Genomic DNA, 24,604 nt, shown 5'->3' on the forward strand with positions numbered 1-24,604 from the left:
GTCCCCGTACCCCGGCTCCCGCCGGGGAGCGGAACGCCGGGGGGACAGCTCCACCTGTCCCCCCGGCCCGCCCACGCAGCACAGCCCACACGCACAAGGAAGTGCCCAGCCATGACCACGCACCGCATCCGCGTCGGCATCGACGTGGGCGGAACCTTTACCGACGCCGTGGCCGTAGACGCCACGACGCTCGCGCTCCTGGGGCAAGTGAAGGTTCCCACCAGCCACCACCACGAGGACGGAGTCGCCCACGGCATCGTCGAGGCGCTCGGCCGACTGCTCGAACAGACCGGCTGCGCGCCCGATGACGTGGCGTTCCTCGCCCACGGCACCACACAGGCTACCAATGCTCTCCTGGAGGGCGACGTCGCCACCGTCGGCCTGCTGGGGATCGGCAACACCCCCGGCGCGGTCTTCACCCGCCGGCTCGCCTCACTGGCCAAGCTCGAACTGGCCCCCGGCAAGCGGCTTCCGCTCGTCTACGCCCATGTCGCCGACCCGGACGACACCCCTGCCGTGGAGCGGGCCGTCGCCGAGGTCGTCGGGCGGGGCGCCGAAGTGCTGGTCGCCAGCGAGCCCTTCGGCGTCGACCTCCCCGACGGTGAGCGCTCCGTGCTCGAATCGGCCCGGCCGCACGGACTTCCGATGGCGGCGGCGCACGAGATCACCTCGCTCTACGGACTGCACAAGCGCACGCGAACCGCCGTGGTGAACGCGGCGATCCTGCCGCGGATGCTCGCCACCGCGGACCTCGTGGACACCTCCATCACCAAGGCGGGCGTCACGGCGCCCCTGATGGTGATGCGCTGCGACGGGGGTGTGATGTCCCTGGACGAGATGCGCCGCAGACCGCTGCTGACGGTCCTTTCAGGGCCGGCGGCGGGCGTCGCCGGTGCGCTGATGCAGGAACGCATCAGCGAGGGGGTCTTCCTGGAGACCGGCGGGACGTCCACCGACATCAGTGTCGTGCGGCGGGGCAAGGTCGCGGTGCGGCACGCGACGATCCTCGGCAAGGGCTCGTACCTCTCGGCCCTCGACGTCCGCACCGTGGGCGTCGGAGGCGGGTCGATGGTCCGTGTCGGTGACGGCAGGGTCGTCGGCGTCGGTCCGCGCAGCGCTCACATCGCGGGGCTGCCGTACGCCTGCTTCGCGTCCCTGGAGGATCTGCGCGACGCCGAGGTCGCCACCGTCCGTCCGATGGACGGCGACCCCGACGACCATGTGGTCATCGACGCGGCGGGCGGCCGGTTCGCGCTCACCATGACCTGCGCGGCCAACGCCCTCGGCCGGGTCGGCGAGGGCGACTTCGCCCGGTGCGACCAGGAGGTGGCCCGGGCCGCTCTGGAGCCGCTCGCCCGGCACCTCGGTGTCGACGTGGCCGCCGCGGCCACCCAGGTCCTCGACGCCGGCTGCGCGCAGGTGCGCAAGACGGTCGACGCGATGATCAGGGACTACCGGCTCGACGAGGACGCGGTCGTCCTCGTCGGCGGCGGAGGCGGCGCGGCGGCCGTCACCCCGCACCTCGCCGCGCTGACCGGGATGGAGGGACGCACCGCCCGCCACGCCGAGGTGATCAGTCCCATCGGTGTGGCGCTCGCCCTGGTCCGGGAGCAGATCGAGCGGATCATCCCGGGGGCCGGCCAGGAGCAGATCCTCGCCGTCCGGGCCGAGGCCGAGCAGGCCGTGATCGCCCAGGGAGCTTCCCCGGAGGGCGTCGAGGTCGAGGTCACCGTCGACCCGCAGACCTCCACGGTCCGCGCCGTCGCCACCGGCGCCACCGAACTGCGCACGCAGGACCGGGCGCACCGGGCCGACGGCGACGAACGGCTGCGGGCCGCCGCCGCGAGCCTCAAGGCGGATCCGTCGGCCGTGCGCGTCCTGGCGGGCACCCCCGCCCACACCGTGTACGGCACCGAGGTCCGGCGGCGTTTCCGCGGTGTGCGCCGGCCGGTCCGCGTCGTCGACGCCGACGGCGTGGTGCGACTGCACGCGCCCGACGCCCGGGTGGAGACCACGACCGTGGCCGCCGCGCCGGAGTTCCTGGCCCGCCTGGTCGCCGAGTCCACGTCGTACGGCGACGGGGGCGTGCGCGCCCCTGCGCTGCGGCTGCTGCTCGGCGCCCGGATCGTCGATCTCTCCGGTGTCCTGGATCCGCAGCCGCTGCTCGCGCTCGCCGCCGGGGAGCTCCGCCCGCGTGCGGCCGACGAGCCGGTGGTCGCGGTCCTGGAGACACGCTCGTGACGGCCGCGCTCCCGACGGCGGCCGGCCCGGCCGCCCGGCTCGCCGCCGTCGACGACATCGCGTACGGCGCGGAGCTGCTGGCCTCGACGCCGACGCACGAGGGCCGCGATCCGGAGCTCCTGCGCCGGTGGGCCCGTGCGGCAACGGAGTTCGGTTCGGCGATGGCCCCGGTGGAGTGCCGGGCCCGGGTCGTGGAGAGCTCCGGCGGCCTCGCCCTAGGGCTGCTGGCCCGCTACCACTCGCGGCCCGTGCCCACCGTGGAACTGTTCACCGACACGATCGCCCTCGCCGAGGAGACGATCGACGCGTACGGCTGGCGGCACTGGTACCCGGCCGGTTCGGTCAGAGCCGCGGCGCTCGCCCACGAGGCCGTGCACGAGCGGCTCCACCACGGCCCCGCCAAGCGCGAGTTGAAACAGCTCCTCGGCCACACCGTGCTGCGCCTGGGCCGCCACCGCGTCCACGGCCATGTGGCCGGCGCCGACGAGGTCGCGGCGCACGCCTACGCCCGTACCGCCTGCGGTCTCGGCCGCAGCCCCCTGCTTCTGACCGCCGCCCTCGTGGCCGCGTCCTCCGGAAAAGAGAACTGACGCCATGGGTGTCGTCATCCTGCTCATCATGGCCGTCGGCGTCGTCGCGATGCTGACCCGCAAGATCCCCACCGCGTTCGCCCTGGTCCTGCTGGCCGTCGCCATCGCGTTCGCCGCCAAGGCGCCGCTTACCGGCGAGAACAGCGTCATGGACGGGGTCATCCAGAACGGGGCGCCGCTGCTGGCCTCGACGATGATCGCCATCATCCTCGGCTCCTGGCTCGGCAAGCTCCTGGACGAGACCGGCATCGCCGGCACCCTCGTCCGCAAGATCGTCGAGTTCGGCGGCGACCGCCCGGTCGTGGTGGCGCTCGGCATACTCGCGGTGTCCACCCTGGTCGGCACCGTCACCGGTTCCGCCCCGGCGGCGATGCTCGCGGGCATCATCGGGATCCCCGCGATGATCGCGGTCGGCATCCCGAAGGTGACGGCGGCCGGCACGATCCTGATGGGGATCGCGGCCGGAATGCCGTTCGAGCTGCCGATCTGGCAGTTCTTCTCCACGGCGCTGGAACTCCCCGTGGACACCGTGCGCGGCTTCATGCTGAAGCTGTTCCCGTTCGCGCTCGCCGCCGCGGTCCTGTTCGTCCTCGTCGAGTCCCGCCGCCGCGGCGTCGAGCACGCCTGGGCGCTGAAGTCGGCGCCCGCCCGCCCCTCGCAGCGGGAGCGCCGGGGCGACGCCCCCTGGTACGCGCTGCTCACACCGGTGATTCCGCTCGTCCTGGCCCTGGGCTTCGAACTCGCCATCATCCCCTCGCTGCTGGCGGGCATCCTGTTCGCCCTGTTCACCACCACCCGCCCGGGTGAGTACGGCAAGCGCCTGCTGCGGACCCTGTACAGCGGCTTCGAGGTGGCGGCCCCACCGATCACGCTCTTCGTCGCGATCGGCATGCTGCTCGCCGCGGTGAAGCTCCCCGGTGCCGTCTCCGCCCTCGAACCCCTGGTGAAGGCGGTCAGCCCGGACAACCCCGTGCTGTTCGTCGCCGTGTTCACCGTTCTTGTCCCGCTGTGCCTCTACCGGGGCCCGCTGAACGTGTACGGGCTCGGGGCCGGCATCGCGGGGGTCCTCATCGCCGCCGGCATCTACCCCGCCGTCGCCGTGCTCGGGCTCGCCACCTCGTACAACCAGGTCTTCGGCGTCGCCGATCCGACCAGCACCCAGACCGTGTGGAGCGCGCAGTACGCGGGGGTCTCCCCGCAGCAGGTGATGGTCCGCACGCTGCCGTACGTCTGGGCGGTCGCGCTGGCCGGGCTGTGTGTCACCGCCGCCACCTACCTCTGAGCGCGTCGCACGCCCGTCCCCCCACTCGCCCCTCCGAGCTCACCTGGAGCCATCGATGTCTCCTCTCGACCGTCGCCACTTCCTGCGCGGCAGCGCCGCCGCCCTCACCGTCGGCGCCGCCGGCGGCCTGAGCGCCGGCCCCGCCGCGGCAGCCGTCCCGGCCGGGTTCCCCGCGTACAAGTACGTCCGTACGCTGCTCACCCCGTCGCAGCTCTCCTACAACCCCACCGGAGAGATCATCTTCCCGTGCATCCGGGGCGTCGCCGGGCGCATCGCCTCGCCGCTGGGCCGCTACTACCTCTACTACGCGCCGCACGACGCCCCCGGCGGCATCTGCCTCTCCTACGGTGACTCGCTCGAAGGGCCGTTCACGGAGTACCCGGGCAACCCCATCGTGCGCAACGACTGGTCGCCGCACTACAAGGTCAGTCATGTCTCGTCCCCGCACGTGATGTGGAACGAGGACGCCAAGGAGCTGTGGATGTACTTCCACGGCGAGAACACCACGACCCGCCTGGCCCGTTCCAAGGACGGCATCAACTTCACCTACGACAAGGGCGTCCTCAGCACGGCGATGCTGCCCGCCGGCACCACCGAGACGTCGTACGCCCGGGTCTTCCGGCACGACCTGCCCGCGCGCGGGGCGCGGTACGTGATGGTCTTCATGCTCAACAACACGACCAACCACCGGGACATCGGCTGGGGCTGGTCGGCCGACGGCCGCACCTGGACGTTCTCCCAGACACCGCTGGTCCGTCACGACGAGGTGGGCGCGCTCAACATCGGGGGCCCGCACCTGCTCTACCGCAACGGCAGCACGTACGTCGTCTACAACTCGAACAAGGAGAACGGCGGGAACCTCCTGCTCACCGAGGTCGGCAACGACTTCAGCCTCCGCAAGCACCTCGGGATCTTCTACGACTCCGGGTCCGCGGCGCCGGAGAACGGCCGCGCGGCGGCTCCCTCGTTCGGCACCGACGGCGGTGTCCCGTACATGATCTACGAGGCCGGCGAGCGGCTCGCCGGATCGATCGCGATGGCCCGCGGCTGATCCTCCACGCGGTCGCCGGACGGCCCGTCCGGCGACCGCGTCCTGGTTACGGCCTGCGCAGCAGCGCGCAGACGAAGTTCTCCTCCACGGTCCGCAGCCGCTCCAGCAGTTCCGGCTTGTTGGTCTTGTTGACCTGGGTGGTGAGCGAGAAGGTCAGGGACCGCTTGCCGTCCGGGGTGGCGGCGATCAGCTGGGTGTAGCCGGGGAAGTTGCCCGTGTGGCCGTACACGACGCCGCACCGGGTGTCGTACCGGAAGAGCGCGAGCCCGGCCTTGTTCGTGCCGGGGCCCGCGGGTTCGGACGCGCCGTTCACCCACTTCAGCTGCTGCCGGCGGGTCCGGTCGGAGATCAGCTTTCCGCCGGCGTAGCCGCGGACGAAGGCCGTCATGTCCTTCGGGGTCGAGACGATGCCGCCCGACGCCCACACGCCCGACGCGCTGATCGCCTCGCTGACGTCCTCGGGCGGGTTCGGCGGGGTGACGTCGTAGCCGTGCATGTACGGCTCCGGCAGCCGGTAGCCCTGGGGCAGGCTGGTGCGGCGCAGGTCGAGGGGCCGGTACACGAGCCGGGCGAGCAGGTCCTCGTAGCGGCGGCCCGTCACGGCCTCCGCCATCAGGGCCACGGCGATGTTGTCGGAGTTGGAGTAGGCGTACCGGGATCCCGGGCGGAAGACCGGCGGCTCGTCGGCGACGAAGTCCAGCAGCCGGCGGGAGTCGAAGTGGCGGCGCGGGTTCGCGGTCAGCAGTTCGAGGAACTCTTCGTTGCTGCTGAAGTCCGGCAGTCCGCTGGTGTGGTTCAGGAGCTGTCGCAGGGTGATCCGGTGCCAGGCGCGGGGCAGCCGGGGCAGCACCTTGCCGATGGTGTCGTTCAGCCGCAGCTTGCCCCGGTCGACGAGCTGGAGGGAGACCGCGCCGCTGTACGCCTTGGCCGTGCTGGCGATGCGCATGTGGTCGGTGGTCCGGATCGGACGGCTGGTGCCGGTCTCGGCGACGCCGGCCCGGTAGACCTCCGTCCGGGAGCCCCGCTTGAGCACGGCGATCACTCCGGGCGGCCCGCCGGGCTCGGTGGTGAGTTGCTGCAATTGCCTCTGCAGGACGCGGTCGGGTCCGTGGTCGGCCGGAACGACGGCGGCCTGCGCGGGTGCGTACAACAGCCCGGCCGTGCAGGCGGCGGCCAGCAGGGCGACCAGGGGCAGGCGGACCTGCGGGGAGCGGGGAAGCGGCACGGAAGGTCTCCTGAGACGTGAGCGCGGTGGGGAGATCCAGCTTCGCCCTCCCGTGCGGACCCCGCGCGGGGGCTGTGCTCCATCCAGCCGACGCCGTGCACACTCCCGGCGCACCGCCCCTGTCCGTACCGGCCCGTCACACCTGATACCGGCTCACCCGGCCACGTCTCGCGCCGAGCACGGGCCGCGCGGGTGGCCGATCGTAGGGTGACGTGGGTGATCGTTCGAGAGCGTGCCGTCAACGCAGGAAGTGGCCGGCGGTCCGGCTACCTGGCCGCGGCCGTGGTGTTCGCCATCGGGATGGCCGGGACCACGCTGCCCACTCCCCTGTACGGGCTCTACCAGCGGCAGATCGGCTTCTCCGAGCTGATGGTGACCGTCGTCTTCGCCGTCTACGCCCTGGCGGTGATCACCGTGCTGGTGGTGGCCGGCAACTACTCCGACAAGGTCGGCCGCAGACCGGTGCTCCTGTGCGCCATGGCGCTGTCGGCGGCGAGTGCGGGGTGTTTCCTGCTGGAGAGCGGGCTGCCGCTGCTCTTCATGGGACGGCTGCTGTCGGGTGGCGCGGCCGGGCTGCTGAGCGGCGCGGCGACGGCGGCGGTGCTGGAGCTCGCCGGCCCCGGGCAGAAGGCGCGGGCCGGGTTCGCCGCCACGGCCGCGAACATGGGCGGGCTGGGCTGCGGGCCGCTGTTGTCGGGTTTCCTGGCCGAGTACACACCGTGGCCGCTCACGCTGCCGTTCTGGGTCCATCTGGGCCTCGTCGCCGTGGCGTGCGGGATCACCTGGCGGCTGCCCGAGACCGTGACGCGGCCTCAGCGGTGGCCCCGTCCGACCCCGCAGGGTGTCGCGGTTCCGGCCGCCATGAAGGGTGTGTTCGTCCGCGCCTCACTGGCGGCGTTCGCCGGCTTCGCGCTGCTCGGCCTGTTCACGGCGGTCGCGCCGAGCTTCGCCGCGCAGACGCTGGGCGTGCACAACCTGGCGGTCACCGGGGCCGTCGTCTTCTCCGTGTTCCTGGCCTCGACGCTCGGCCAGTCCCTGACCCGGCGCGTCGGCACGCGCCTCGCGCTGCCGCTCGGGTGCGGCACGCTCGTCATCGGCCTGCTGCTCGTGGCCTCGTCCCTGCTCGCCGAATCCCTGCCGCTGCTCGTGCTCGGCGCCCTGTTCGGCGGAACCGGCCAGGGGCTGTCCTTCCGCGCGGCACTCACCCTGGTCAGCGACGCGGCACCGGCCACGCATCGGGGCGGCACCATCTCCGCGTTCTTCATCGTCGCGTACACGGGGATCTCCGTGCCGGTCGTCGGGGTCGGTGCCCTCGCCACCTGGCTCGGCCTGCGTGAGGCGGGGCTGATCTTCACGGGCTGCGTGATGGTGCTGGCCGCGGGCGCGGGAACGTACGCCGCGCTCCGGCCGCCCGGGCAGACGTAGCCGCCATCGGCACAACCACACGGCCCGTCCCCGGCGTTTCCGGTGCCGGGGACGGGCCGTGTCCGGGTCGCGTGCGGTGGGTCAGGAGGCGACGAAGCGCGCGATCTGTCCCAGCACGACCGTGTCCGTCAGGTACCCGATGTGGGTCTGGCAGAGCACGTTGTTGTTGGTGGCACCGCTCAGCCGGGTGCTGGTGTACGGCAGGATGATGCCGTCGCAGGCCGAGTACCAGGTGGCGTACTTGGTGTCGCCCGGTGTCTCGTCACCCGAGGTGATCTGCGAGATGAACGAGGATCCCGGGTACATCTGCTGGCACGTCGTGTAGATCAGACAGGCGCCGGCATACGTGGTCCCGTGGTTGGCGCCCGCGATCGAGGCGAGGTGGCTGACGCTGGTGTTGCCGCCCAGCACCTTCAGGTAGTACTGGCTGACCAGGCCGCCCATCGAGTGGTTGACGATCGCGACCTTGCTCGCGCCGGTCCGGGCCTTCACGTTGTTGACGAAGGTGGCCAGGCCCTGGGCGTTGGTGATGTTGTTGCCGTAGGAGTTGTACTCGTACGCGAAGAGGTTGGAGCTCGACCAGCCGTTGAGCTGGAAGACGCTCCTGGCGGTGACCCAGTTGGACGCGTTGCCCGTGTACCCGTGGACGAACACCACGGGGGTGCTGGTCGACAGGGGCTGCACGGCCGCGGACCGCGCGGCCGGGGTGGCCGTGGGCGCCGCCGCGCCGGCTGTCGGCGCCGAGGAGAACAGGGTGAACGCGACCGTGACGGCCGCGAGAACGCCGAGAAGCCGGCGGGGTGAACGACGACGCATGGAGCACTCCTGACGGGGCGTGGGGATGCGGATGCCTGCCCGGACAAGAGTCGGGGTGCGGACGGCGGCCGCCATCGGTGAAATCACCGGCCTCGGCGGAAGACAGCGGACATCCGACCCCGGAGGGGGCCGTCCGTGGGAAGCACGGGAGCCACGGGAATAGGCTGCGCGCCCCGCTGTTGATCACACCATGACTTCTGAGACGCGCGAGGCATTCGGACAGGTCGGCATCTGGAGCGGGGCCCTGCACGGGTCGCGGACGGACGACGCGGGGAGGGCGGCGATCGCGGAGGCGCTCTCCGAGCTCGATGACCTGGGTTACGGCACGGTGTGGATCGGGGGCAGCCCCTCGCCCGACGACGCGGCCGCCGTCGTCTCCGCCACCCGTTCGGTGACCGTGGCCACCGGCATCCTGAGCATCTGGGACCACCCCGCGCAGGACGTGGCGGCACGGATCGCGGCGATCGAGGCCGACGCCCGCGGGCGCTTCGTGCTCGGCCTGGGCGTCAGCCACGGCCCGATGGTGCCGCAGTACGCGAAGCCGTACAGCGCGATGGTGGCCTATCTCGACGCACTCGACAGTGCGACCCCGCCCGTGGAGCCCGGGCGCCGGGTGCTTGCTGCTCTCGGCCCGAAGATGCTCAAGCTGGCGACCGCCAGGGCGGCGGGCGCCCACCCCTACCTCGTGACCACCGAACACACGGCGGAAGCCCGCGAGGCACTCGGCCCCGACGCCCTGCTCGCCCCGGAACTGACCGTCGTACTGGACACCGACCTCGACCGGGCCCGCACCACCGCGCGGACCATGCTGAGCATGTACCTCCAGCTGCCCAACTACACCGACAACCTGCTGCGTCTGGGATTCACCGAGAGCGACTTCGCGGACGGCGGCAGCGTCCGCCTCCTCGACGCGCTGTTCGCGCTGGGCGACACCGAGCGGGTGCGGGCCCGGACGCAGGAGTACTTCGACGCCGGCGCCGACCATGTCGCACTCCAGGTGCTCACGGCCGACGAGGGCGGCTCCGGTCTGCCGCGGGCCGAGTGGCGCCGGCTGGCGGAGGCCTTCGGCGACGCGCTGTAACGGGCCCTTGCGCCGGCCGGGCAGCGATGCCACCGCCCGGCCGGCTGCCGACGGATTCCGGGCCCCGTCGGACAGGTCGGACGAGACGGAGTGGACGGACCGGATGCATCAGGAGCGCATCGGCCTGCGATAGCGGACGTACTCGTTCCGGCGCCGGAACCCCACGCTCTCGTAGAGATCGTAGGAACGGTTCGGATTGGCCGTTCCCGTGAACAGACGCGCTGACCGCGCCCCGTGCTCGCGGAGACATCGCAACCCGTCCAGCAGCAGCGCCCGCCCCAGGCCCAGCCGCCTCGCGTCCGCGCGCACGCTGAGTTCTTCGACCTCGCCGACCGTGGGGTCGTGGCGGCGGAGGGTGCACAGGGCGACGCCGACGATCCCGTCCCCGTCCCGGGCGGCTCGCCAGCACGTCGGGGCGGCCGTGTCGACAAAGCGCTCGAACGTCCATTTCTGGGTGAAGGCGGCATCGGCGTAGGAGTCGACGACCGTCTTCCAGACCGCGTGGTAGCTGCTCGGTTCGACGGGCCCGATGGTGATACCGGCCGGCCGTGCGCCGTCGTGTCCTGAAAGCTCGTGAAGATCGGTCAGTTCCAGCTCCACCAGGCTGAAGACGCGCCGGTACCCGGTCGCGAGCAGCAGCTCCGTCGCGTCGGCATCAGCGAGTGCGGCGTTCGCGCCGAACACGGCGGTCCGCGCGGTTCCGTGCTCCGCCACGAGCCGGCGGATCCGGTTCTCCGCCCAGGCGACCAGTTCCGAGCCGATGCCCCGGTCGCGGTGCTCGGGCAGGAGGTGGCCCCGGTGCAGGTACAGCCAGGTCCCGTCCCGCTCCTGCCACCACCTGACCGTCGCGTAGCCGACGACCCTGCCGTGGTGCTCCACGAGTACCTGGTTCCCGGACGCGTTCTCCAGCCCGGCCGAGGCCTCGGCGATCTCCGCCGCCGTCGGAACCCCCTCCACGACGGAGTGGGGGTCGGCCCCGTCCCGCTCCGCACACCCCCGCCGCACGGCGGCCATCGCTTCGTGGTCCCCGTCGCCGCTCCAGGGCCGGAGGACGTACCCCGCAGGCCGTCCCGACGTCATGGCGCCGCTCCCGCTGTTCGCACCCATCGCGTGTCCTCCGCCAGTGCCGACCGGGACAACCCTAGGGCGTGACGACAGGCCCCGGCCCGAGGAAGCGATCGCGGCGATTACTGCTCGGCCCGCGCATGCGGTACGAAGACCGGGTGAACGAACAGACTCCGCCCGCGACCGTACGCGTGTTCATCGCCCTCGCCCCGCCCGACCGGGCGAAGGACGAACTCGCCCGGGAGCTGCGCCCCGCCTATCGCACGCACCCCGACATGCGGTGGAACCGCATCGAGGACTGGCACATCACGCTGGCGTTCCTCGGCGAGCTGCCGGTCGGGACCGTTCCGCTGCTGTGCCCGCCGCTCGCCGGCCTCGCGGCGGCCGCCGGGCCACCGCTCCTGGCGCTGCGCGGCAGCGGAACGTTCGACGAGCGGGTGCTGTGGAGCGGGATCGACGGCGACCTGGACGGGCTGCACGGGCTCGCCGCGGACGTGCGTACGGCGGTGAGAGGGTGCGGTGTCGCGTTCGAGGAGCGGCCCCTGCGCCCGCACCTGACGCTCGCCCGTGCGCGCCGGGGCGACCGGTCGTCGGCGGGGGAGATCGCCGAGGGGCTCGCCGCGTTCTCCGGTCAGCCGTGGCCGGCCGGCCGTCTGCACCTGGTCGGCAGCAACGCCGGACGCAGCAGTGGGCCGATCCACTACCGCGACATCATGGCCTGGCCCCTCGGCGGCGAGGACCGCACCCGAAATCAGGTGCGTCCGCCGGCCGGGCCGCGTTAGTGTCGTCGGTATGAACGTCAACGGCCCCGGAACCACCGCGACCGCGCGAGCGACCAGCTCGCCGGTTGCCGCCGTCTGACTTCCCTCCCCCCGGCGACCGGAAACGGTCCGCCGGCAGTGTCGTGGAGCCCCTGGCCCCGGCCGGGCAGCTGAGCGGTCCCGTTCTCCGGCGCCTCCCCCGCTGCCCCGCGAAGGAGCCGTCCCATGGACACGGAACAGTTGGTCAGCACGTTCGTCGAGTACTTCGAGGAGCGTGGCCATCGCCGGATCACCGGTTCCACCCTGCTGCCACCACCCGGCGACCCCGTGCTGTTCACCACCTCCGGCATGCACCCGCTGACGCCGTACCTGGAGGGCCGCCCCCATCCCCTGGGCAAGCGCCTGGTCAACGTGCAGCGATGTCTGCGCACCACGGACCTGGACGAGGTCGGCGACGCCACGCATCTGACCGTCTTCGAGATGCTCGGCACCTGGTCGCTCGGCGACTACGAGGGACCGGTGAGTCTCGCCTGGGGATACGGGCTGCTCACCGAGGGCCTGGGGGTCGATCCGGGGCTGCTGCACGCCACCGTGTACGCCGGCGACGACCGGACCGGGCCGGACACCGCCTCCCTGGAGCTGTGGCAGGGCCTCGGTGTCCCGACGGAACTCACCGTGGAGGACAACTGGTGGTCCAACGGCCCCGTCGGCCCCTGCGGCCCGGACTCGGAGATCTTCCTGTGGAGCGGTGACGGCCCGCCCCGGTCGACGCCCACCCGGGACGACCGCTGGGTGGAGGTCTGGAACCACGTGACGATGAGCCACCGCAGGCTCGACGACGGTTCTCTGGTGCCGCTCCCGCAGCGCAACGTCGACACCGGGCTCGGCCTGGAGCGGCTGGCCTCGCTGCTTCAGGGCAGGTCGTCCGTGTTCGACGGCGATATCTTCGATCCCTGGCGACGGCTCGTCCCGCCCCTGTGGCAGCTGGACGAACCGTCGCTGCGTCTGGTCTGCGACCATCTGCGCTCGGCCGTCGTCATCCTCGGTGACGGCGTGCGTCCGGCCAACACCGGGCGGGGCTACGTCCTGCGCCGTCTGATGCGCCGGCTGCTCACCGTGCTGTGGCGGGACGATCCGACCCGTGATGTCGGTGACCTGCCCGGGGAACTGGTGCGGCACACCCTGGACCACTTCCGGCAGGATCTGCTGCCGGACCGGGTACGTCAGGTGCTGGTCGAGGAGCAGCACCGGTTCGGCCGGCTCCTGGAGCGCGGCCGGCACGTGCTCGCCCGGCCCCGGTTCCGGGGCCCGCTGACCGAGGACGACCTCCATTACCTCCACGACACGCATGGACTGCCCCGTGCCCTGATCACCAGCCTGCGTGACGAATGACGACGGTGCCGGTGGGGTGAGGACGAGGGGCGACCGAGGCCGAGGGTTGACCTTGACCCTGCGTCAGGGTTGGAGCCTTGCCGCATGACGAACCACATCACGTCCTCCGTCCGGCCCGCCCCGCCGGTGGGAGGCTTCCAGCAGATCGGGGACCGACGGCTCTTCGTCCACCGCGCGGGCAGCGGTGGACCGGCCGTCGTGTTCCTGCCGGGTGCCAGTGCCGTCGGCCTGGACTATCTCGGTGTCCAGCAAGGTGTTTCGCGGTTCACCACCGCTGTGGTGTACGACCGCGGCGGCACGGGTTACAGCGATCCCCTCGCCCTGCCGCGCACGGCCACGGCCGTCGCCACGGAACTGCACGAGCTCCTGGGCTCCCTGGACGTCCCCGCTCCCTACGTCCTCGTGCCGCATTCCCTCGGCGGCTTCTACGCCCATCGGTTCGCACAGCTGTATCCGCAGGAGGTGGCCGGACTGGTCTGGCTGGACGCCTTCAACCGCGACTGGGACAGGTTCCTGCCGCCGGCCATGCACCTCTCGGCGCTCGAACGGGCGGCGCCCGGTCCTGAGCAGCTCGAACAGTCGCGCCCGGCGGTGCGCGACATGCGCGGCGAGTTGCTCGCGGGCTACCCGGCACACGTGCGGGAACCGCTGATCGACGCCCATGAGAGCGACGCGTGGATGCGGGTGGGCATCGCCGAACGCAGCGGACTTGCCGGACTCGCGGCCGAACTGCGCGCCGGGCCGGGCCTTCCCGACGTGCCGGCTGTCGCTCTCACCGTCCTCGGCGTCGACCCCGCCCAGCGGGCGCAGATGCCGCAGGACACGGTGCGGGAGATGCTGGACGGCAGGACGAGGATGGACGCGGCACTGATGGACTCGGTCTCGTACGGGGAGCAGCGTCTGCTCCCCGACACCCTTCACCACCGGCTGTGCTTCGACCGCCCCGACGCCGTGGTCCGGGCGGTCCGCGACATCTTCGACCGGGTGGCCCGCGTTTAGAATTACATGATCACGTGTCACGACGACCCGAGGAGGACGGTGCTCACGATCAGTCAACTCGCCGCGACCGCGGGGGTGACCGTGCGCACCGTTCGCCACTACCACCAGGTCGGCCTGCTGCCCGAGCCCGAGCGCGATGCTTCCGGCTACCGCCGCTACAGCGCGCAGGCGGCGGTGGATCTCATCCGCATCAGGACCCTCGCCGACGCCGGGGTTCCGCTGGCCAGGATCGACGCCCTGCTGCACGCGGAGCCGGAGGAGTTCGCCTCGGCGATCGACGACATCGACGCCGGGTTGCAGCGCAAGATCGACCGGCTGAGCGAGAACCGGCGCCGGATCGCCGAACTGGCAGGCGGCGAACGTCTTGTGCTGCCTCCCGAGGTCGTCGCCGTCCTGGAGCGGATGCGCGGTCTCGGGGTCGGCGAGCTGAGGATCCGGCTGGAGCGCGACGCGTGGATCCTGATGCGGGCGATGGACCCGCAGGCCGTGGCCCGGCGAGTGCGGGAGAAGAACGCCGAACTCGACGACCCCGAGACGACGCGTCTGTTCCTCGCCTGTGACCGGTCGGCCGACTGGGATCCGTACGATCCGCGTCTGGACCGGCTCATCGACGACCTGGACGCCTGGAAGGTCGCGCACGGGCGGGACGACAGCCGGGGCACGTACCTGAAGCTGGTGTCCTCCCGGATCTCCGAGGCATCGCCCGCGTGGCAGCGGATCATCGGTGCCGTGGCCCACCGGGCCGAGCAGCGCCGGACCGCCCGTCTCGACACCTGACGCCACGCTCCCGTCCACGCCCCGGCAGCACGGAGGGCAGGTGCCGACGCCCGAAGTCCGGCTGCTGTTCTACGCGTCGTGGGGAGGCGTGAGCGGGATCGCGGCGGAGAGCACGGTGCCCTCGCCCGGGGCGGACTCGATGGTCAGGGTGCCGCCGAGTTGCTCGGCCCGGACCCGCATCGCGGGCAGACCGTGGCCTCGTACGCCGCCCGGCCTCTCGACCGGGTCGAATCCCCGCCCGTCGTCGGCGATGTCCAGGACCACCTGGTCGTCGAGGTAGGTCAGGGTCAGGGCGGCGGAACGGGCGCCGGCGTGTTCCCGGATGTTGGCCAGGGCGCCCTGTGCGATCCGCAGCAGCGCGGCCTGCACCCGCTCGGGGAGGTCGGTGACGGCGGCGCCGTCCTGGTGGAAGCGGACGGGGAGGGTGTCCGACGACTCCCGGCCGGCCAGGGCGCGCAGCGCGCCGTCGAGGCTGCCGCCGCCGGCCAGGTCGGCAGGGGCGAGGTCATGGACGAAGCGGCGGGCCTCGGCGAGGTTGTGTTCGGCGATGGAGGCCGCCGTGCGCGCGTGGCGGCGCGCGGTTCCGGGGTCGCTGTCCCAGAGCCGTTCGGCGGCCTGGAGCAGCATCTGCTGACTCGACAGGCCCTGGGCCAGGGTGTCGTGGATCTCCATGGAGAGCCGCTGGCGTTCGGCGAGGGTGCCCTCGCGGCGTTCGGTGGCGGCCAGTTCCCGGCGGGTACGGATCAGGTCGGCGATGACGGCCTGCAGCCGGGCCGCCTGCCGCTGGGCATGGAGGAACACCGCCGTCGCCAGGGCGGCGACCGCCGGCGGGCCGAGCATCAGGTTGGGGTCGAAGCCGAAACGCAGACGCAGTTTGACCTGCGCGACCACGACGAAGACCGTGATCAGTGCGACGAGGACGATCGCGGATCGCGTACGCAGGGAACGCATCGCGGTGTAGAAGAGCGGCACCGCACACATCGCGAAGCTCGGAGCGAGGATCACGAGGGTGAGCCAGACCCCGATCACGCCCGCCAGCCAGAGCCGGGCGTCCCTGATCGCCGTCCCCGGCGCGGGAGCTTCCTTCGGTCCCAGAACGGGGCCGAGTACGTACAGCAGGGACAGCACTACGGCGAGGGCGATCACCCAAGGTGTCGCCGGGGTTCCGGGGTGGACGAGCAGGTACCGGGTGAGCGACGAACACAGGAGGACGAAGAACGCCACGTGCATCACGGTCGCGAGCCACCCGGCATCGGGATCGGCCGACTCCGTGTCGACCGGCGATCGCTCGTTCATCCCCACTGCGCACTCCTCACCGGCGGCCGGCCCCTGGCCTCAGGCTATCCGGAATGATCTCCTCCGATTTGGCGGAGCGCCCGCCTCAGGCACCTGCCGGCAGCGACGGCGACCGCGGGACGCGCGAGAGGCCCGCCCCGCGGTCGCATGCGGTCAGACCGCGCCCCCGTCGGACCGCGGCGGGTGCGCTTCCCGCTCCGCCGCCTCTGCCACGCGCTTGATGGTGGCAAGACGGAGGTCCCAGTCGGCCGCGAGCAAGGCCATCCACCGCGCCGTCGCGTCGAGCGCCGCGGGCCTCACCACGTACCGCACCTCGCGCCCCACCCGGGTACCGGCGACCAGCCCGGCGGCGTCCAGTACGGCGAGGTGCTTGACGACCGCCTGCCGGGAGACGGGAAGCCGTTCGGCGAGCGTCGTCGCGGTGGCCTCACCACGGGCGGCGAGCTGGTCGAGCAACTGCCGTCGCGTCGGGTCGGCAAGCGCGGTGAGGACGCTGTCGACGGCCTCGCCGTGGCGGTCTTCCGTCACGCGGCGGGCTGTTCGGCGCGCGACTTGAGCGCACCGAGCTCCAGGGGCCAGCCGCCGCTGTGGTCCTTGAAGTTCTGGCTGCGCAGCTCCTCGGAGCCGGCCAGTTCCGCGAACCCGCTCTCGACGACGCGCAGCCGCGTCTGCTCGCCCTCCGGGGTCAGCGTGAACTCGACGAGCGTGCTGTTGCTCTCGCGCAGCTCCTCCCCCGGGAACGCGCTGGTCCACCGGTACGCCAGGTACGTCGGAGGCTCGACCTTCTCCACCCGCACGGGGAAGTCGCCGTGCTCGGCGTTCTTGGCCACCATCGACTCCCCCTCCCTGGCCACGGTGCCCGGCAGGCTCGCCTTGTCGGCCACCCAGAACCCGGGCTGGGCCACCAGTGACCAGACCCGCTCCAGAGGTGCGGAGATGAGGGTTTCGCGTTCGATCCGGTCCTCACTCATGACTGTCTCCGTTCATCGTCGCCCTTGACTTGCAACTCCAGGGTTGCACGAGAATGAGACGAGTGCAACCTGTCAGTTGCACATCCATTCGTCGGCACACTCACTCGTCAGCACACTCACTCGTTCGAACATCATGTTGTTCGTTTGCACGCAAGGGTGGTAGAAATGCTCGCATGAGTGTTGCTCACCGTTTGGATCTGACCCTGCGACTGGTGCAGGGCACCGACCGGGTGTCCGTGTCGGAGCTCTCCCAGCGCCTGGGCGTGTCGGAGATGACCGTGCGCAGGGACCTGGACGCACTGGAGGGCCAGGGGCTGGTCCGCCGCGTGCACGGCGGCGCAGTGGCCACGCGTTCCCGGGCCGAGGACGCCGGGTTCGTCGCGCGGGAGCCGTGGCAGGCGGCGACCAAGGACCGGCTGGGCAGCGCCGTCGCCGCACTGGTGGAGCCCGGGTCACGGGTGCTGCTGGACGCGGGCACGACGACGGTGCATGTGGCCGAGCACCTGGCGGCCCGGGCCCCATTGACGGTGGCCGTGCTGAGTCTCCAGGCCGCGGTGTGCCTGGCCGACCGGCCGGGGATCGAACTCCTGGTCGTGGGCGGCCGTTCCCGCCCGGGTGAGCGCTCGTTCGTGGGGCCGCTGGCGCTGCGGACGCTGGAGGCGCTGGCCTTCGACTGCTTCGTCATGTCCATCGGCGGTGTCCACGCCGAGCACGGCTGGTCGGAGTTCTCCCTGGACGACGCCGCGGTCAAGCAGACCGGCCTGGTCCGGGCCGACCGCACCATCGCGGTGGCGGACGCGACCAAGCTCGGCGTACGGGCCTTCAGCCGGGTCGCCCCGCTCGACTCCGCACAGCACTTCGTCACCGACAGCGCGGCCGAGAACGCCGACACCCACCCCCACGGTCCGCAGACCCTGGACGCCCTGCGCGATGCGGGCGTCGAAACGGTCCTGGCCTGAGCCCCGCCTCTTTCCCCCGAACCAAGGAGTGTGCCGTCGTGGCCGCCGATCCCCGCCCTCTGATGATCCTGGTCGCCGGTCCGTACCGCTCGGGCACCGGCGACGACCCGCACAGGCTCGAAGCCAACGTGCACGCCATGAACCGGACCGCCCTCGCCCTCTTCCGCGCCGGCCACCTGCCCGTCACCGGCGAGGCCCTGGCCCTGCCGCTCCTGGACACCGCGGGCAGCACCGGGCCCGGCGACCCGCTGTTCGACGAGATCTTCCACCCCGTCGCCGAACGGCTGCTGGCCCGCTGCGATGCCGTACTGCGGATCGGTGGCCCCTCGCAGGGCGCGGACCGGATGGTCACGCGCGCCCACGACCAGGGCAAAAGCGTCTACACCGGCCTCGCCGACGTGCCGGCCGCCCGATGACCGCCGGTATCGACACCCCGGACCGCCGCGGCCGTACGGGCCTCGACCGGCACGGCCACGACCTGACCGGCAACCCGCGTGTGCGGATCCACGACGTGGAGGTGCTGTCCTGCGACTGGTACGTCCTGCGCAGGACGACCTTCGACTACGAGCACACCGACGGCCACGTCAGCCGCGAGCAGCGGGAGACGTACGACCGCGGTGACGGTGCGACGATCCTGCTGCACAACACCGACCACGGCACCGTGCTGCTGACCCGTCAGTTCCGCCTCCCCGCCTACGTCAACGGGCACACCGACGGCATGCTCCTGGAGACGGCCGCCGGACTCCTCGACGGGGACAGCCCGGACGAGGCGATCCGCCGCGAGGCGGCCGAGGAGACGGGACACGTCATCGGCACCCCCGAGCACGTCTTCGACGTGTTCATGAGCCCGGGCTCCGTCACCGAGCGTCTGCACTTCTACGCCGCCCCCTACGACCCGGCGGACAACCCCACCGACGCGACCGGCATCGCCGAGGAGGGCGAGGACATCACCACGGTCGAGCTCCCGTTCACCGACGCGCTCGCCATGGTGCGGGAGGGCACGATCGCCGACGCGAAGACCATCATGCTGCTCCAGTGGGCCGCCCTGGACGGTCCGTTCCGACCGCCCTCGCCACTCCCCCGGCAGAGCTGACACGCGCGCGGCACCGCAGGGCGGTCACAGCAGTCACGGCCGTTAGGACATCATCCGGCGGTCGTCAGAGGCTGGCGAGCAGGGCGTCCAGCGGGCCCGGTACGCGATCGGGGTCCAGCGCCTCGGTGAGGACCCGACCGTAGTGGATCTTGCGCCCCTTCTTCGTACCGAGGAAGCGCCGCAACTGCTGTTGCGTGGTACGGCCCCGCTGCGCGGGCTGGCGGAGGAAGGTCTGCAGGGCGCGCAGATCGCCCTCCGCCCGGATGAGCTCCTCCACGCGTGTCACGCCCAGCGCACGGATGAGTTCGTCCTCCAGGTCCGCCGCGCAGACGAAGAACTCCTGCTGTGCCGCATCGGCCCGTTCCAGGGCGCGGGAGTAGTACGGCCGCTCCGCCTCGTCGCACAGCCCGGTGAGGCGCAGGCCGAGACCGGCCGGCCCCAGAAGGAGGGCGAAACGTCCCACGCTCATCGCGCCGCCCATGGGCAGCACGCACACGCCCTCGGCGGCCAGATCCCTCCCGCGACCGGCGGCGAGCGCGCCGACCGCTGCGGCGTCGCTCGGCCCTTCCAGCAGAACGGCCGCCCGGACGGACAGCCGCGCGGCGAGTTCACGCGCGGGGTCACCGGCGCCACCCGCCGCCCAGGCAAGGACCGCATCTCGGAACAACCCCATGTCAGCCACGGTACGAGTGTCCGCCATCGCCGACGGCAACGGTAGGCAATTTCCGTCGGCGGACGGGCTGTACGGGATAGCGTGGTGAACCATGCCGTTCCCCGATGAGCCTTCGCAGGTCGATGTCGTCGAGTACCGGCCGCAGTGGCCGCAGGAGTTCGAGGCCCTCGCCGAGGTGCTCCGCGATGCGCTGGGCGGTCTCGCGCTCGGCGTCGACCACGTGGGCTCCACCTCGGTTCCGGACCTGCCGGCCAAGAACTGCATCGACGTGCAGGTGCGGATGAGGTCGGTCGACGCGGCACGTGACGTACCGCTGCTCGCGGCGATCGGCTTCCGGTGCCGCCCGGAGGCCTGGAACCGGATCGAGGTCTCCGGCGGACGGCGGTGCCACAAACTCGTCTTCGCGCCGCCGCCCGGGGCGCGCCGGTGCAATGTGCACCTCCGGGATGCCGACGGGCCCAACGCCCGCTTCGCCCTGCTGTTCCGGGACTATCTGCGCGCGGACGACGTCGCCCGCCGGGCGTGGGGCGCGTTCAAGCAGCGGCTGGCGATGAGCGTGCCCGGCCTCGTCGACTACGGGCAGATCAAGGCTTCCGCCACCGAGGTGCTGATGGCCGCGGCCGAACGCTGGGCGGCCCAGACGGGGTGGAGCGGGCCCTCGGGAGCCTGACCGAGCGTCGTCCGGCCGCGGGCTCACGGTTCTGCCGGCCCCGGCGAACGCGTCGGGGCCGCCGGACCCTACGGCTCCGGCGGGCGCCGAACGTCCAGGACGACCGCGGTTCCGGCCACGGACCGGTCCTCGTGCATGGTGATCACCTGACCGGGCGTGATCCGCCCCCACCTCGACGGGGAGAGCGGAGCGAGACGCACGGTGGCCCGTCCGCCGGGCTCCATGAGGGGCACGGACTCCGCCCACAGGGCGGCGACGCAGAGGTCCGGTTCACCCGTCGGGGTGGTGCCGCCGATGTCCCACATCGGCCGGAGGACACCGGCCCCGGAGAAGGCCGTCCGCCGGTGGGACTCGTGGACGGGCGTCAGGGTGAGCTCGGCCCGGATGATGCCGTGCCGGGTCTCGTAACCGCGCCAGTGGCACCACGCCGCGCTCGTCTCCAGCCGCAACTGCTCGGCGGCCGCGGCGAGGGACTGCCAGAAGGTGACCGGAAGCGGGCGGCCGTCACCGAGTTCCTCCAGCAGGCAGAGAGCCACTTCCCACTCATCGTGAGTGAGGTGGTCCCAGACGTCGTTCACCGTGATGTCGTTCTCGGTGGCCGTCCCTTCCGGCACCAGCAGGGAGGCCGCTTCCAGCAGGCCGACGACGTCCATGCCCGAGCAGGCCCTAATGCCGGACGCGGACGACGAGTTTGCCGGTGGCACGGTTGTGCTCCATGTCGTCGTGTGCCTGCCGCACCTGCTCCAGACCGTCGTAGACCCGATCCACGGGGAAGGCCAGCCGGCCGGCCGCCACCGCGTCGAGGATCTCCTGGAAGACGTCCTGGGGCAGATCGGCGGCATCACCGAAGTAGCCGGCCAGGCGTACTCCCTTCGGCAGGTACTCGTTCGGGGAGAAGTCCCGCACCGTCCACTGGTTGGAGAGGCTGCCGCCGAAGCAGGCCGTGCCGTGCACGCGCACCGCGCGCAACGTGTCGGGCAGGGTCGGCGTGCCGACGAGATCGAGGGCGGTGTCGACGCCGCCCGGGAACAGCTCGCGCACCGCGGGTGCGACCTCACCTGTGTCGAGCAGCGGGTGGTCGACGCCGTGCTCCTTCAGCGAAGCCAGACGTCCGGGCTGCCGGGTGGTCGACAGGACGGTGGCGCCGCGCCACGAGGCGAGGGCGGCAGCGGCCAGGCCCACCGAGGACGTGCCGCCGCGGATCAGTACGGACTGCCCGGACTCCAGTCCCAGACCGACGGTGAGCGAGCCGTGGGCGGTCTGCACCATCTCCGGCAGCGCCCCCAGCACCTCCCACGGCAGGTCCGTATCGACCCGGATCACCTGCGACAACGGCACCGACGTGTACTCGGCGTAGCCGCCGTCGAAGGTGCGCCCCATGTCCCCCATCATGGCGACGACCTTCTGCCCGGGCGCGAGGCCGCTGCCGGCCGGGGCCGCGTCCACGGTTCCGGCGGCCTCGATCCCCGGAACCCGGGGAAAGCTGACGCCCACCCCGAGCCCCAGCCGAAGCTTCAGCTCCGAGCGGTTGAGGCCGAACGCCTCGATCCGGATACGCACCCAGCCGTCCCTCTCGGGCGGGAGCGGGAGCGTGATCAGGTGGAGGTTGTCCACGGGGCCGGGGGCGGAGAGCCGGACGGCGCGCATGGTGGTCGGAGCGGACATCATGGAGCCTGCCTTCTTCCCGGAGGGTCGGACCGCGGTGTCAACACGCGACGGCTGCGCGTTCATTCCCGGCGTTCGTTCCCGGCGTTCATTCCCGACTGGGCCCGGTTGTCCGCCTGTTGACGCCGGCACCGTGGACGGCGCGGGGCGACCGGCTCAGCGGACCCGGTCGTAGACCATGGCCATCTCGCCGAGCCGGCCGGTCTCCTGCGTGGTGAGCGTCCACTTGGAAGCCGGCAGGCCGTCGTCGAACAGCCGCGGTCCGCCCCCGGCGATCTCGGGGAGGATCATGAGGTACAGCCGGTCGACGAGGTCGGCCGAGAGCAGTGCCTTGATGACGCTCGCGCTGCTGTTGACGAGGATCTCGCCCTCGCCCGTGGCCTTGAGTTCGGTGATGACGTCCGCGGCCGGGGCGTTCACCACACGGGCACGTTCCCACGGCGCCTCGGTGAGCGTGGTGGAGAAGACCACCTTCTCCACGTCCACCAGCCACTTCGCGTAACCGCGATCGCGCGGATCGGCGTTCTCGTCGTCGGCGACCGAGGGCCAGAACCCCAGGAATCCCTCGGCGTTGACCCGGCCGAGCACCGCCGTCGTCGCCTCCTCCCAGATGCGGGTGAGGTGGTTGCGTGCGACGTCAGTGGTCACGTACGGGGCGATCATCCCGAAGTCGGCGGGGCCGCCGGGCCCGCTGTACCGCCCGTCGAGGGTCAGACTCAGGTTCGCGGTCACTCTGCGGTCGGTCGAGCCGGTCATGTCGAACTCCTGGTGTCGGTGATCTCAGTGGTTTCGGTGATGTCGGTGATTTCGTTGATGTGCGAGTTCCGCGGGTCCGCGGCAAGGTTCGCCGCGAGCTTGTCGAGGCTCTGACCGAAGCCGATCTCGATCCCTGCGACGAAGGCCGCGGACTCGACCACGCTGTCGGTGATCCGCCAGCGGACGTCAAGGTCCGTGCCGGTGTCGGTCGGCCTCAGGTCCAGGGCGACATGGGCGGTGAAGGCGTGGCCGCCGTCGGGCAGCAGAGGAGAGAGCCGGTAGGCGAGGTGCTCCCCGGGGCGCACCTCCTCGACGACACCCTCCGCGCGCCCGGCTGTCACGTCGGATCCGTCGACGTCCTCGGCCTCGCGGTACTCCTGGACGACCCGCCCACCCGGTCGCACATCGAAGACGAGCTCGGAGACGCGCAGGTCGTCGGGTGTCCACCAGCGCGCCAGCAGCGAAACGTCGGTCAGGTGGCGCCAGACGAGCTCGGGGGTCCCCGCCAGCGGGCGAAGGAAGGCGAACGAGCGTCCGTCGGCCCACCCCGGCTCCTCCGCGGCCAGCTGCTCCTCTTCGACGCGGGCGCCGTAACGGTCATAGGTCGCATGCGACCCGCCTTCCTCTTCCGCCGCGTCGGCCAGCCGGCCGAGCGCAGCCGCCAGATCCCGCAGGGGGCCGGGGCGGAGTGCGTAGACGCGGCGCTGGCCGGTGCGCCGGGAGGTGACGATGCCGGCGCGCTCAAGGTTCTGCAGATGCTTCGTCGTCTGCGGCTGCCGCGCCTCGGCCAGCTGGGCGAGGACACCGACCGAACGGGGCCGTTCGGCCAGAAGGCTCACGAGCCGCCAGCGGGCCGGGTCGGCCAGTGCGGTGAGGAGTGCGTCCATAAGGACAGTATTCTCCACCACGAATATTCTTGTCAAGGAATACATCTGAAGAAGCGCGATCCGGGCGCACGCACCCGCAAACCGTTCGACAGAGCAGGCCGGCACCGAGCATGATCCGCACTCGTGACAACACAGCAGCAACTCCTGGTCGGGCACGCCGCCCGCAACAACGCCGAGTGGTGCGCGGCCATGTGCCGGTCCCATGACATGGCGGGCGAGTTCGGACCACAGTCCTGGGCCGCCCCGTCCCGCACGCCGCTGTACTACCCGGACGCGGTGACCCTGGTCCCCGGGGCCGATCCCGCCGCACTGGTGGAGCGCATCGATACGGGCGCGCCCGGCGCCACCGTCAAGGACAGCTTCGGCGACGTGGACCTGTCAGGGGCCGGGTTTCAGGTGCTGTTCGAGGCACAGTGGATCCACCGCCCGGCACATGCGCCCGCACCCTCGTCGGATCTCGCCCTGGACGTCGTGGACGACCCGGGCTCCTTGCACGACTGGGCGCTCGCCTGGGACGACGGGGGCGGCAACGCGGATCTCTTCCGGCCCGGCCTGCTCGACGATCCGGCCACGTACGTGCTCGCCGGACGGTCGGCCGACGGCCGGCTCGCCGCCGGAGCGGTGGCGAGCCGTAGCGACCAAGTGGTCGGCATCTCCAATGTCTTCGCGCTCGACGGCGGCCCCGACACGGCCTGGCCGCTCGTACTGGGAGCGGTTCACGAGCTCTTCCCGACCTTGCCGGCCGTCGGCTACGAGCACGGCGAGGACATGGCGGCCGCGGTCCGCCATGGCTTCGAACCGATCGGTGCGCTGAGGATCTGGCTGCACGGCTAGAGTCCGTCCCGCACTTCACGGGCACGGTGGCTCGCGCCGGCGGATTGCTTCGCGAATCCGGGACCACCATCGGGAGTAAAGCCGGAATCACCATG

26 protein-coding genes are annotated in these 24,604 nt (G+C 71.7%); 15 read left to right on the forward strand and 11 right to left on the reverse strand.

Annotation, left to right across the window (positions count from 1 at the left end; translation table 11 throughout):
- Positions 1-111: 111 nt before the first annotated feature.
- From OG408_RS02360 to OG408_RS02375, 4 genes are read left to right on the forward strand one after another with little or no spacing between them, the layout of a single operon-like run.
- Positions 112-2,241: a hydantoinase/oxoprolinase family protein gene (locus OG408_RS02360; protein ID WP_326667857.1), complete on the forward strand. Its 2,130-nt coding sequence runs from the start codon at positions 112-114 to the stop codon at positions 2,239-2,241.
- On the forward strand, positions 2,238-2,831 hold the full coding sequence (locus tag OG408_RS02365; RefSeq protein WP_266787405.1) for a hypothetical protein: 594 nt from the start codon (positions 2,238-2,240) through the stop codon (positions 2,829-2,831). The genes OG408_RS02360 and OG408_RS02365 overlap by 4 nt, the downstream gene beginning before the upstream one ends.
- Before the next feature lie 4 nt (positions 2,832-2,835).
- The gene (locus OG408_RS02370) at positions 2,836-4,113 is read left to right on the forward strand and encodes a transporter (RefSeq protein WP_266787403.1); all 1,278 of its coding nucleotides are present in this window, start codon (positions 2,836-2,838) and stop codon (positions 4,111-4,113) included.
- Positions 4,114-4,168: 55 nt separating this feature from the next.
- The gene (locus tag OG408_RS02375) at positions 4,169-5,164 is read left to right on the forward strand and encodes a hypothetical protein (RefSeq protein ID WP_326667861.1); all 996 of its coding nucleotides are present in this window, start codon (positions 4,169-4,171) and stop codon (positions 5,162-5,164) included.
- A 46-nt stretch (positions 5,165-5,210) separates the two neighbouring features.
- On the opposite strand, the gene OG408_RS02380 is transcribed toward OG408_RS02375, so the two are convergent.
- Complete coding sequence (locus OG408_RS02380; protein WP_326667863.1) at positions 5,211-6,389, reverse strand: serine hydrolase domain-containing protein; 1,179 nt, start codon at positions 6,387-6,389, stop codon at positions 5,211-5,213.
- A gap of 216 nt (positions 6,390-6,605) precedes the next feature.
- On the opposite strand from OG408_RS02380, the gene OG408_RS02385 reads away from it, so the two are divergent.
- The gene (locus OG408_RS02385) at positions 6,606-7,814 is read left to right on the forward strand and encodes an MFS transporter (protein ID WP_442805999.1); all 1,209 of its coding nucleotides are present in this window, start codon (positions 6,606-6,608) and stop codon (positions 7,812-7,814) included.
- Between the two features lie 81 nt (positions 7,815-7,895).
- Here the strand turns inward: OG408_RS02385 and OG408_RS02390 are convergent, their stop codons facing one another.
- Positions 7,896-8,630: an esterase/lipase family protein gene (locus OG408_RS02390; protein ID WP_266787397.1), complete on the reverse strand. Its 735-nt coding sequence runs from the start codon at positions 8,628-8,630 to the stop codon at positions 7,896-7,898.
- A 190-nt stretch (positions 8,631-8,820) separates the two neighbouring features.
- On the opposite strand from OG408_RS02390, the gene OG408_RS02395 reads away from it, so the two are divergent.
- Positions 8,821-9,711, forward strand: coding sequence for an LLM class F420-dependent oxidoreductase (locus OG408_RS02395; RefSeq protein WP_326667866.1), 891 nt, complete (start codon positions 8,821-8,823; stop codon positions 9,709-9,711).
- A gap of 108 nt (positions 9,712-9,819) precedes the next feature.
- On the opposite strand, the gene OG408_RS02400 is transcribed toward OG408_RS02395, so the two are convergent.
- Entirely contained in the window at positions 9,820-10,818 is a 999-nt protein-coding gene (locus OG408_RS02400) for a GNAT family N-acetyltransferase (RefSeq protein WP_285564007.1), read from the reverse strand.
- A gap of 98 nt (positions 10,819-10,916) precedes the next feature.
- Here OG408_RS02400 and thpR point away from each other — a divergent pair, with 98 nt between their 5' ends.
- From thpR to OG408_RS02420, 4 genes are all read left to right on the forward strand, one after another.
- On the forward strand, positions 10,917-11,558 hold the full coding sequence (thpR, locus tag OG408_RS02405; RefSeq protein ID WP_326667868.1) for an RNA 2',3'-cyclic phosphodiesterase: 642 nt from the start codon (positions 10,917-10,919) through the stop codon (positions 11,556-11,558).
- Between the two features lie 204 nt (positions 11,559-11,762).
- Entirely contained in the window at positions 11,763-12,929 is a 1,167-nt protein-coding gene (locus tag OG408_RS02410) for an alanine--tRNA ligase-related protein (protein WP_326667870.1), read from the forward strand.
- Between the two features lie 84 nt (positions 12,930-13,013).
- Positions 13,014-13,928, forward strand: a complete 915-nt coding sequence (locus OG408_RS02415) for an alpha/beta hydrolase (RefSeq protein ID WP_326667872.1) — start codon at positions 13,014-13,016, stop codon at positions 13,926-13,928.
- Between the two features lie 39 nt (positions 13,929-13,967).
- The gene (locus tag OG408_RS02420; RefSeq protein WP_326667874.1) at positions 13,968-14,705 is read left to right on the forward strand and encodes a MerR family transcriptional regulator; all 738 of its coding nucleotides are present in this window, start codon (positions 13,968-13,970) and stop codon (positions 14,703-14,705) included.
- A gap of 69 nt (positions 14,706-14,774) precedes the next feature.
- Here the strand turns inward: OG408_RS02420 and OG408_RS02425 are convergent, their stop codons facing one another.
- The 3 genes from OG408_RS02425 to OG408_RS02435 form a co-directional block, all read right to left on the reverse strand.
- The gene (locus OG408_RS02425) at positions 14,775-16,001 is read right to left on the reverse strand and encodes a sensor histidine kinase (RefSeq protein WP_266787385.1); all 1,227 of its coding nucleotides are present in this window, start codon (positions 15,999-16,001) and stop codon (positions 14,775-14,777) included.
- 153 nt (positions 16,002-16,154) lie between these two features.
- A complete protein-coding gene (locus tag OG408_RS02430; RefSeq protein WP_326667877.1) occupies positions 16,155-16,529 on the reverse strand; it encodes an ArsR/SmtB family transcription factor in 375 nt (124 codons plus the stop codon).
- The gene (locus OG408_RS02435) at positions 16,526-16,972 is read right to left on the reverse strand and encodes an SRPBCC domain-containing protein (protein ID WP_285564012.1); all 447 of its coding nucleotides are present in this window, start codon (positions 16,970-16,972) and stop codon (positions 16,526-16,528) included. Before OG408_RS02435 ends, OG408_RS02430 begins: the two co-directional genes overlap by 4 nt.
- A 173-nt stretch (positions 16,973-17,145) precedes the next feature.
- Between OG408_RS02435 and OG408_RS02440 the strand changes: the two genes are divergently transcribed.
- The 3 genes from OG408_RS02440 to OG408_RS02450 all read left to right on the forward strand — a co-directional run bounded on the left by OG408_RS02440 (position 17,146) and on the right by OG408_RS02450 (position 19,024).
- A complete protein-coding gene (locus tag OG408_RS02440) occupies positions 17,146-17,931 on the forward strand; it encodes a DeoR/GlpR family DNA-binding transcription regulator (RefSeq protein WP_266787379.1) in 786 nt (261 codons plus the stop codon).
- A 62-nt stretch (positions 17,932-17,993) separates the two neighbouring features.
- Positions 17,994-18,347, forward strand: a complete 354-nt coding sequence (locus OG408_RS02445; RefSeq protein WP_266787611.1) for a DUF4406 domain-containing protein — start codon at positions 17,994-17,996, stop codon at positions 18,345-18,347.
- Positions 18,344-19,024, forward strand: a complete 681-nt coding sequence (locus OG408_RS02450) for an NUDIX domain-containing protein (RefSeq protein ID WP_326667881.1) — start codon at positions 18,344-18,346, stop codon at positions 19,022-19,024. Before OG408_RS02445 ends, OG408_RS02450 begins: the two co-directional genes overlap by 4 nt.
- A gap of 64 nt (positions 19,025-19,088) precedes the next feature.
- Here OG408_RS02450 and OG408_RS02455 read toward each other — a convergent pair whose 3' ends face one another.
- On the reverse strand, positions 19,089-19,706 hold the full coding sequence (locus OG408_RS02455) for a TOPRIM nucleotidyl transferase/hydrolase domain-containing protein (protein WP_285564015.1): 618 nt from the start codon (positions 19,704-19,706) through the stop codon (positions 19,089-19,091).
- Between the two features lie 82 nt (positions 19,707-19,788).
- Here OG408_RS02455 and OG408_RS02460 point away from each other — a divergent pair, with 82 nt between their 5' ends.
- Positions 19,789-20,367, forward strand: coding sequence for a GrpB family protein (locus tag OG408_RS02460; protein ID WP_266787373.1), 579 nt, complete (start codon positions 19,789-19,791; stop codon positions 20,365-20,367).
- Between the two features lie 68 nt (positions 20,368-20,435).
- Here the strand turns inward: OG408_RS02460 and OG408_RS02465 are convergent, their stop codons facing one another.
- The 4 genes from OG408_RS02465 to OG408_RS02480 all read right to left on the reverse strand — a co-directional run bounded on the left by OG408_RS02465 (position 20,436) and on the right by OG408_RS02480 (position 23,675).
- Positions 20,436-21,020 (reverse strand): hypothetical protein, encoded by a 585-nt coding sequence (locus OG408_RS02465; RefSeq protein WP_266787371.1) that lies wholly within the window; start codon positions 21,018-21,020, stop codon positions 20,436-20,438.
- 13 nt (positions 21,021-21,033) lie between these two features.
- On the reverse strand, positions 21,034-22,035 hold the full coding sequence (locus tag OG408_RS02470) for a zinc-binding dehydrogenase (protein ID WP_266787369.1): 1,002 nt from the start codon (positions 22,033-22,035) through the stop codon (positions 21,034-21,036).
- Positions 22,036-22,188: 153 nt separating this feature from the next.
- A complete protein-coding gene (locus tag OG408_RS02475) occupies positions 22,189-22,788 on the reverse strand; it encodes a dihydrofolate reductase family protein (protein WP_326667884.1) in 600 nt (199 codons plus the stop codon).
- Entirely contained in the window at positions 22,785-23,675 is an 891-nt protein-coding gene (locus tag OG408_RS02480) for a metalloregulator ArsR/SmtB family transcription factor (RefSeq protein ID WP_326667886.1), read from the reverse strand. Before OG408_RS02480 ends, OG408_RS02475 begins: the two co-directional genes overlap by 4 nt.
- Before the next feature lie 189 nt (positions 23,676-23,864).
- Between OG408_RS02480 and OG408_RS02485 the strand changes: the two genes are divergently transcribed.
- Positions 23,865-24,509 carry a hypothetical protein gene (locus OG408_RS02485; protein WP_442806122.1) on the forward strand — a complete coding sequence of 215 codons (645 nt, stop codon included), beginning with the start codon at positions 23,865-23,867 and terminating at the stop codon, positions 24,507-24,509.
- Positions 24,510-24,604 lie beyond the last annotated feature (95 nt).

Origin of the sequence: Streptomyces sp. NBC_01257 (assembly GCF_035917255.1) — a bacterium.
Taxonomy (GTDB): domain Bacteria; phylum Actinomycetota; class Actinomycetes; order Streptomycetales; family Streptomycetaceae; genus Streptomyces.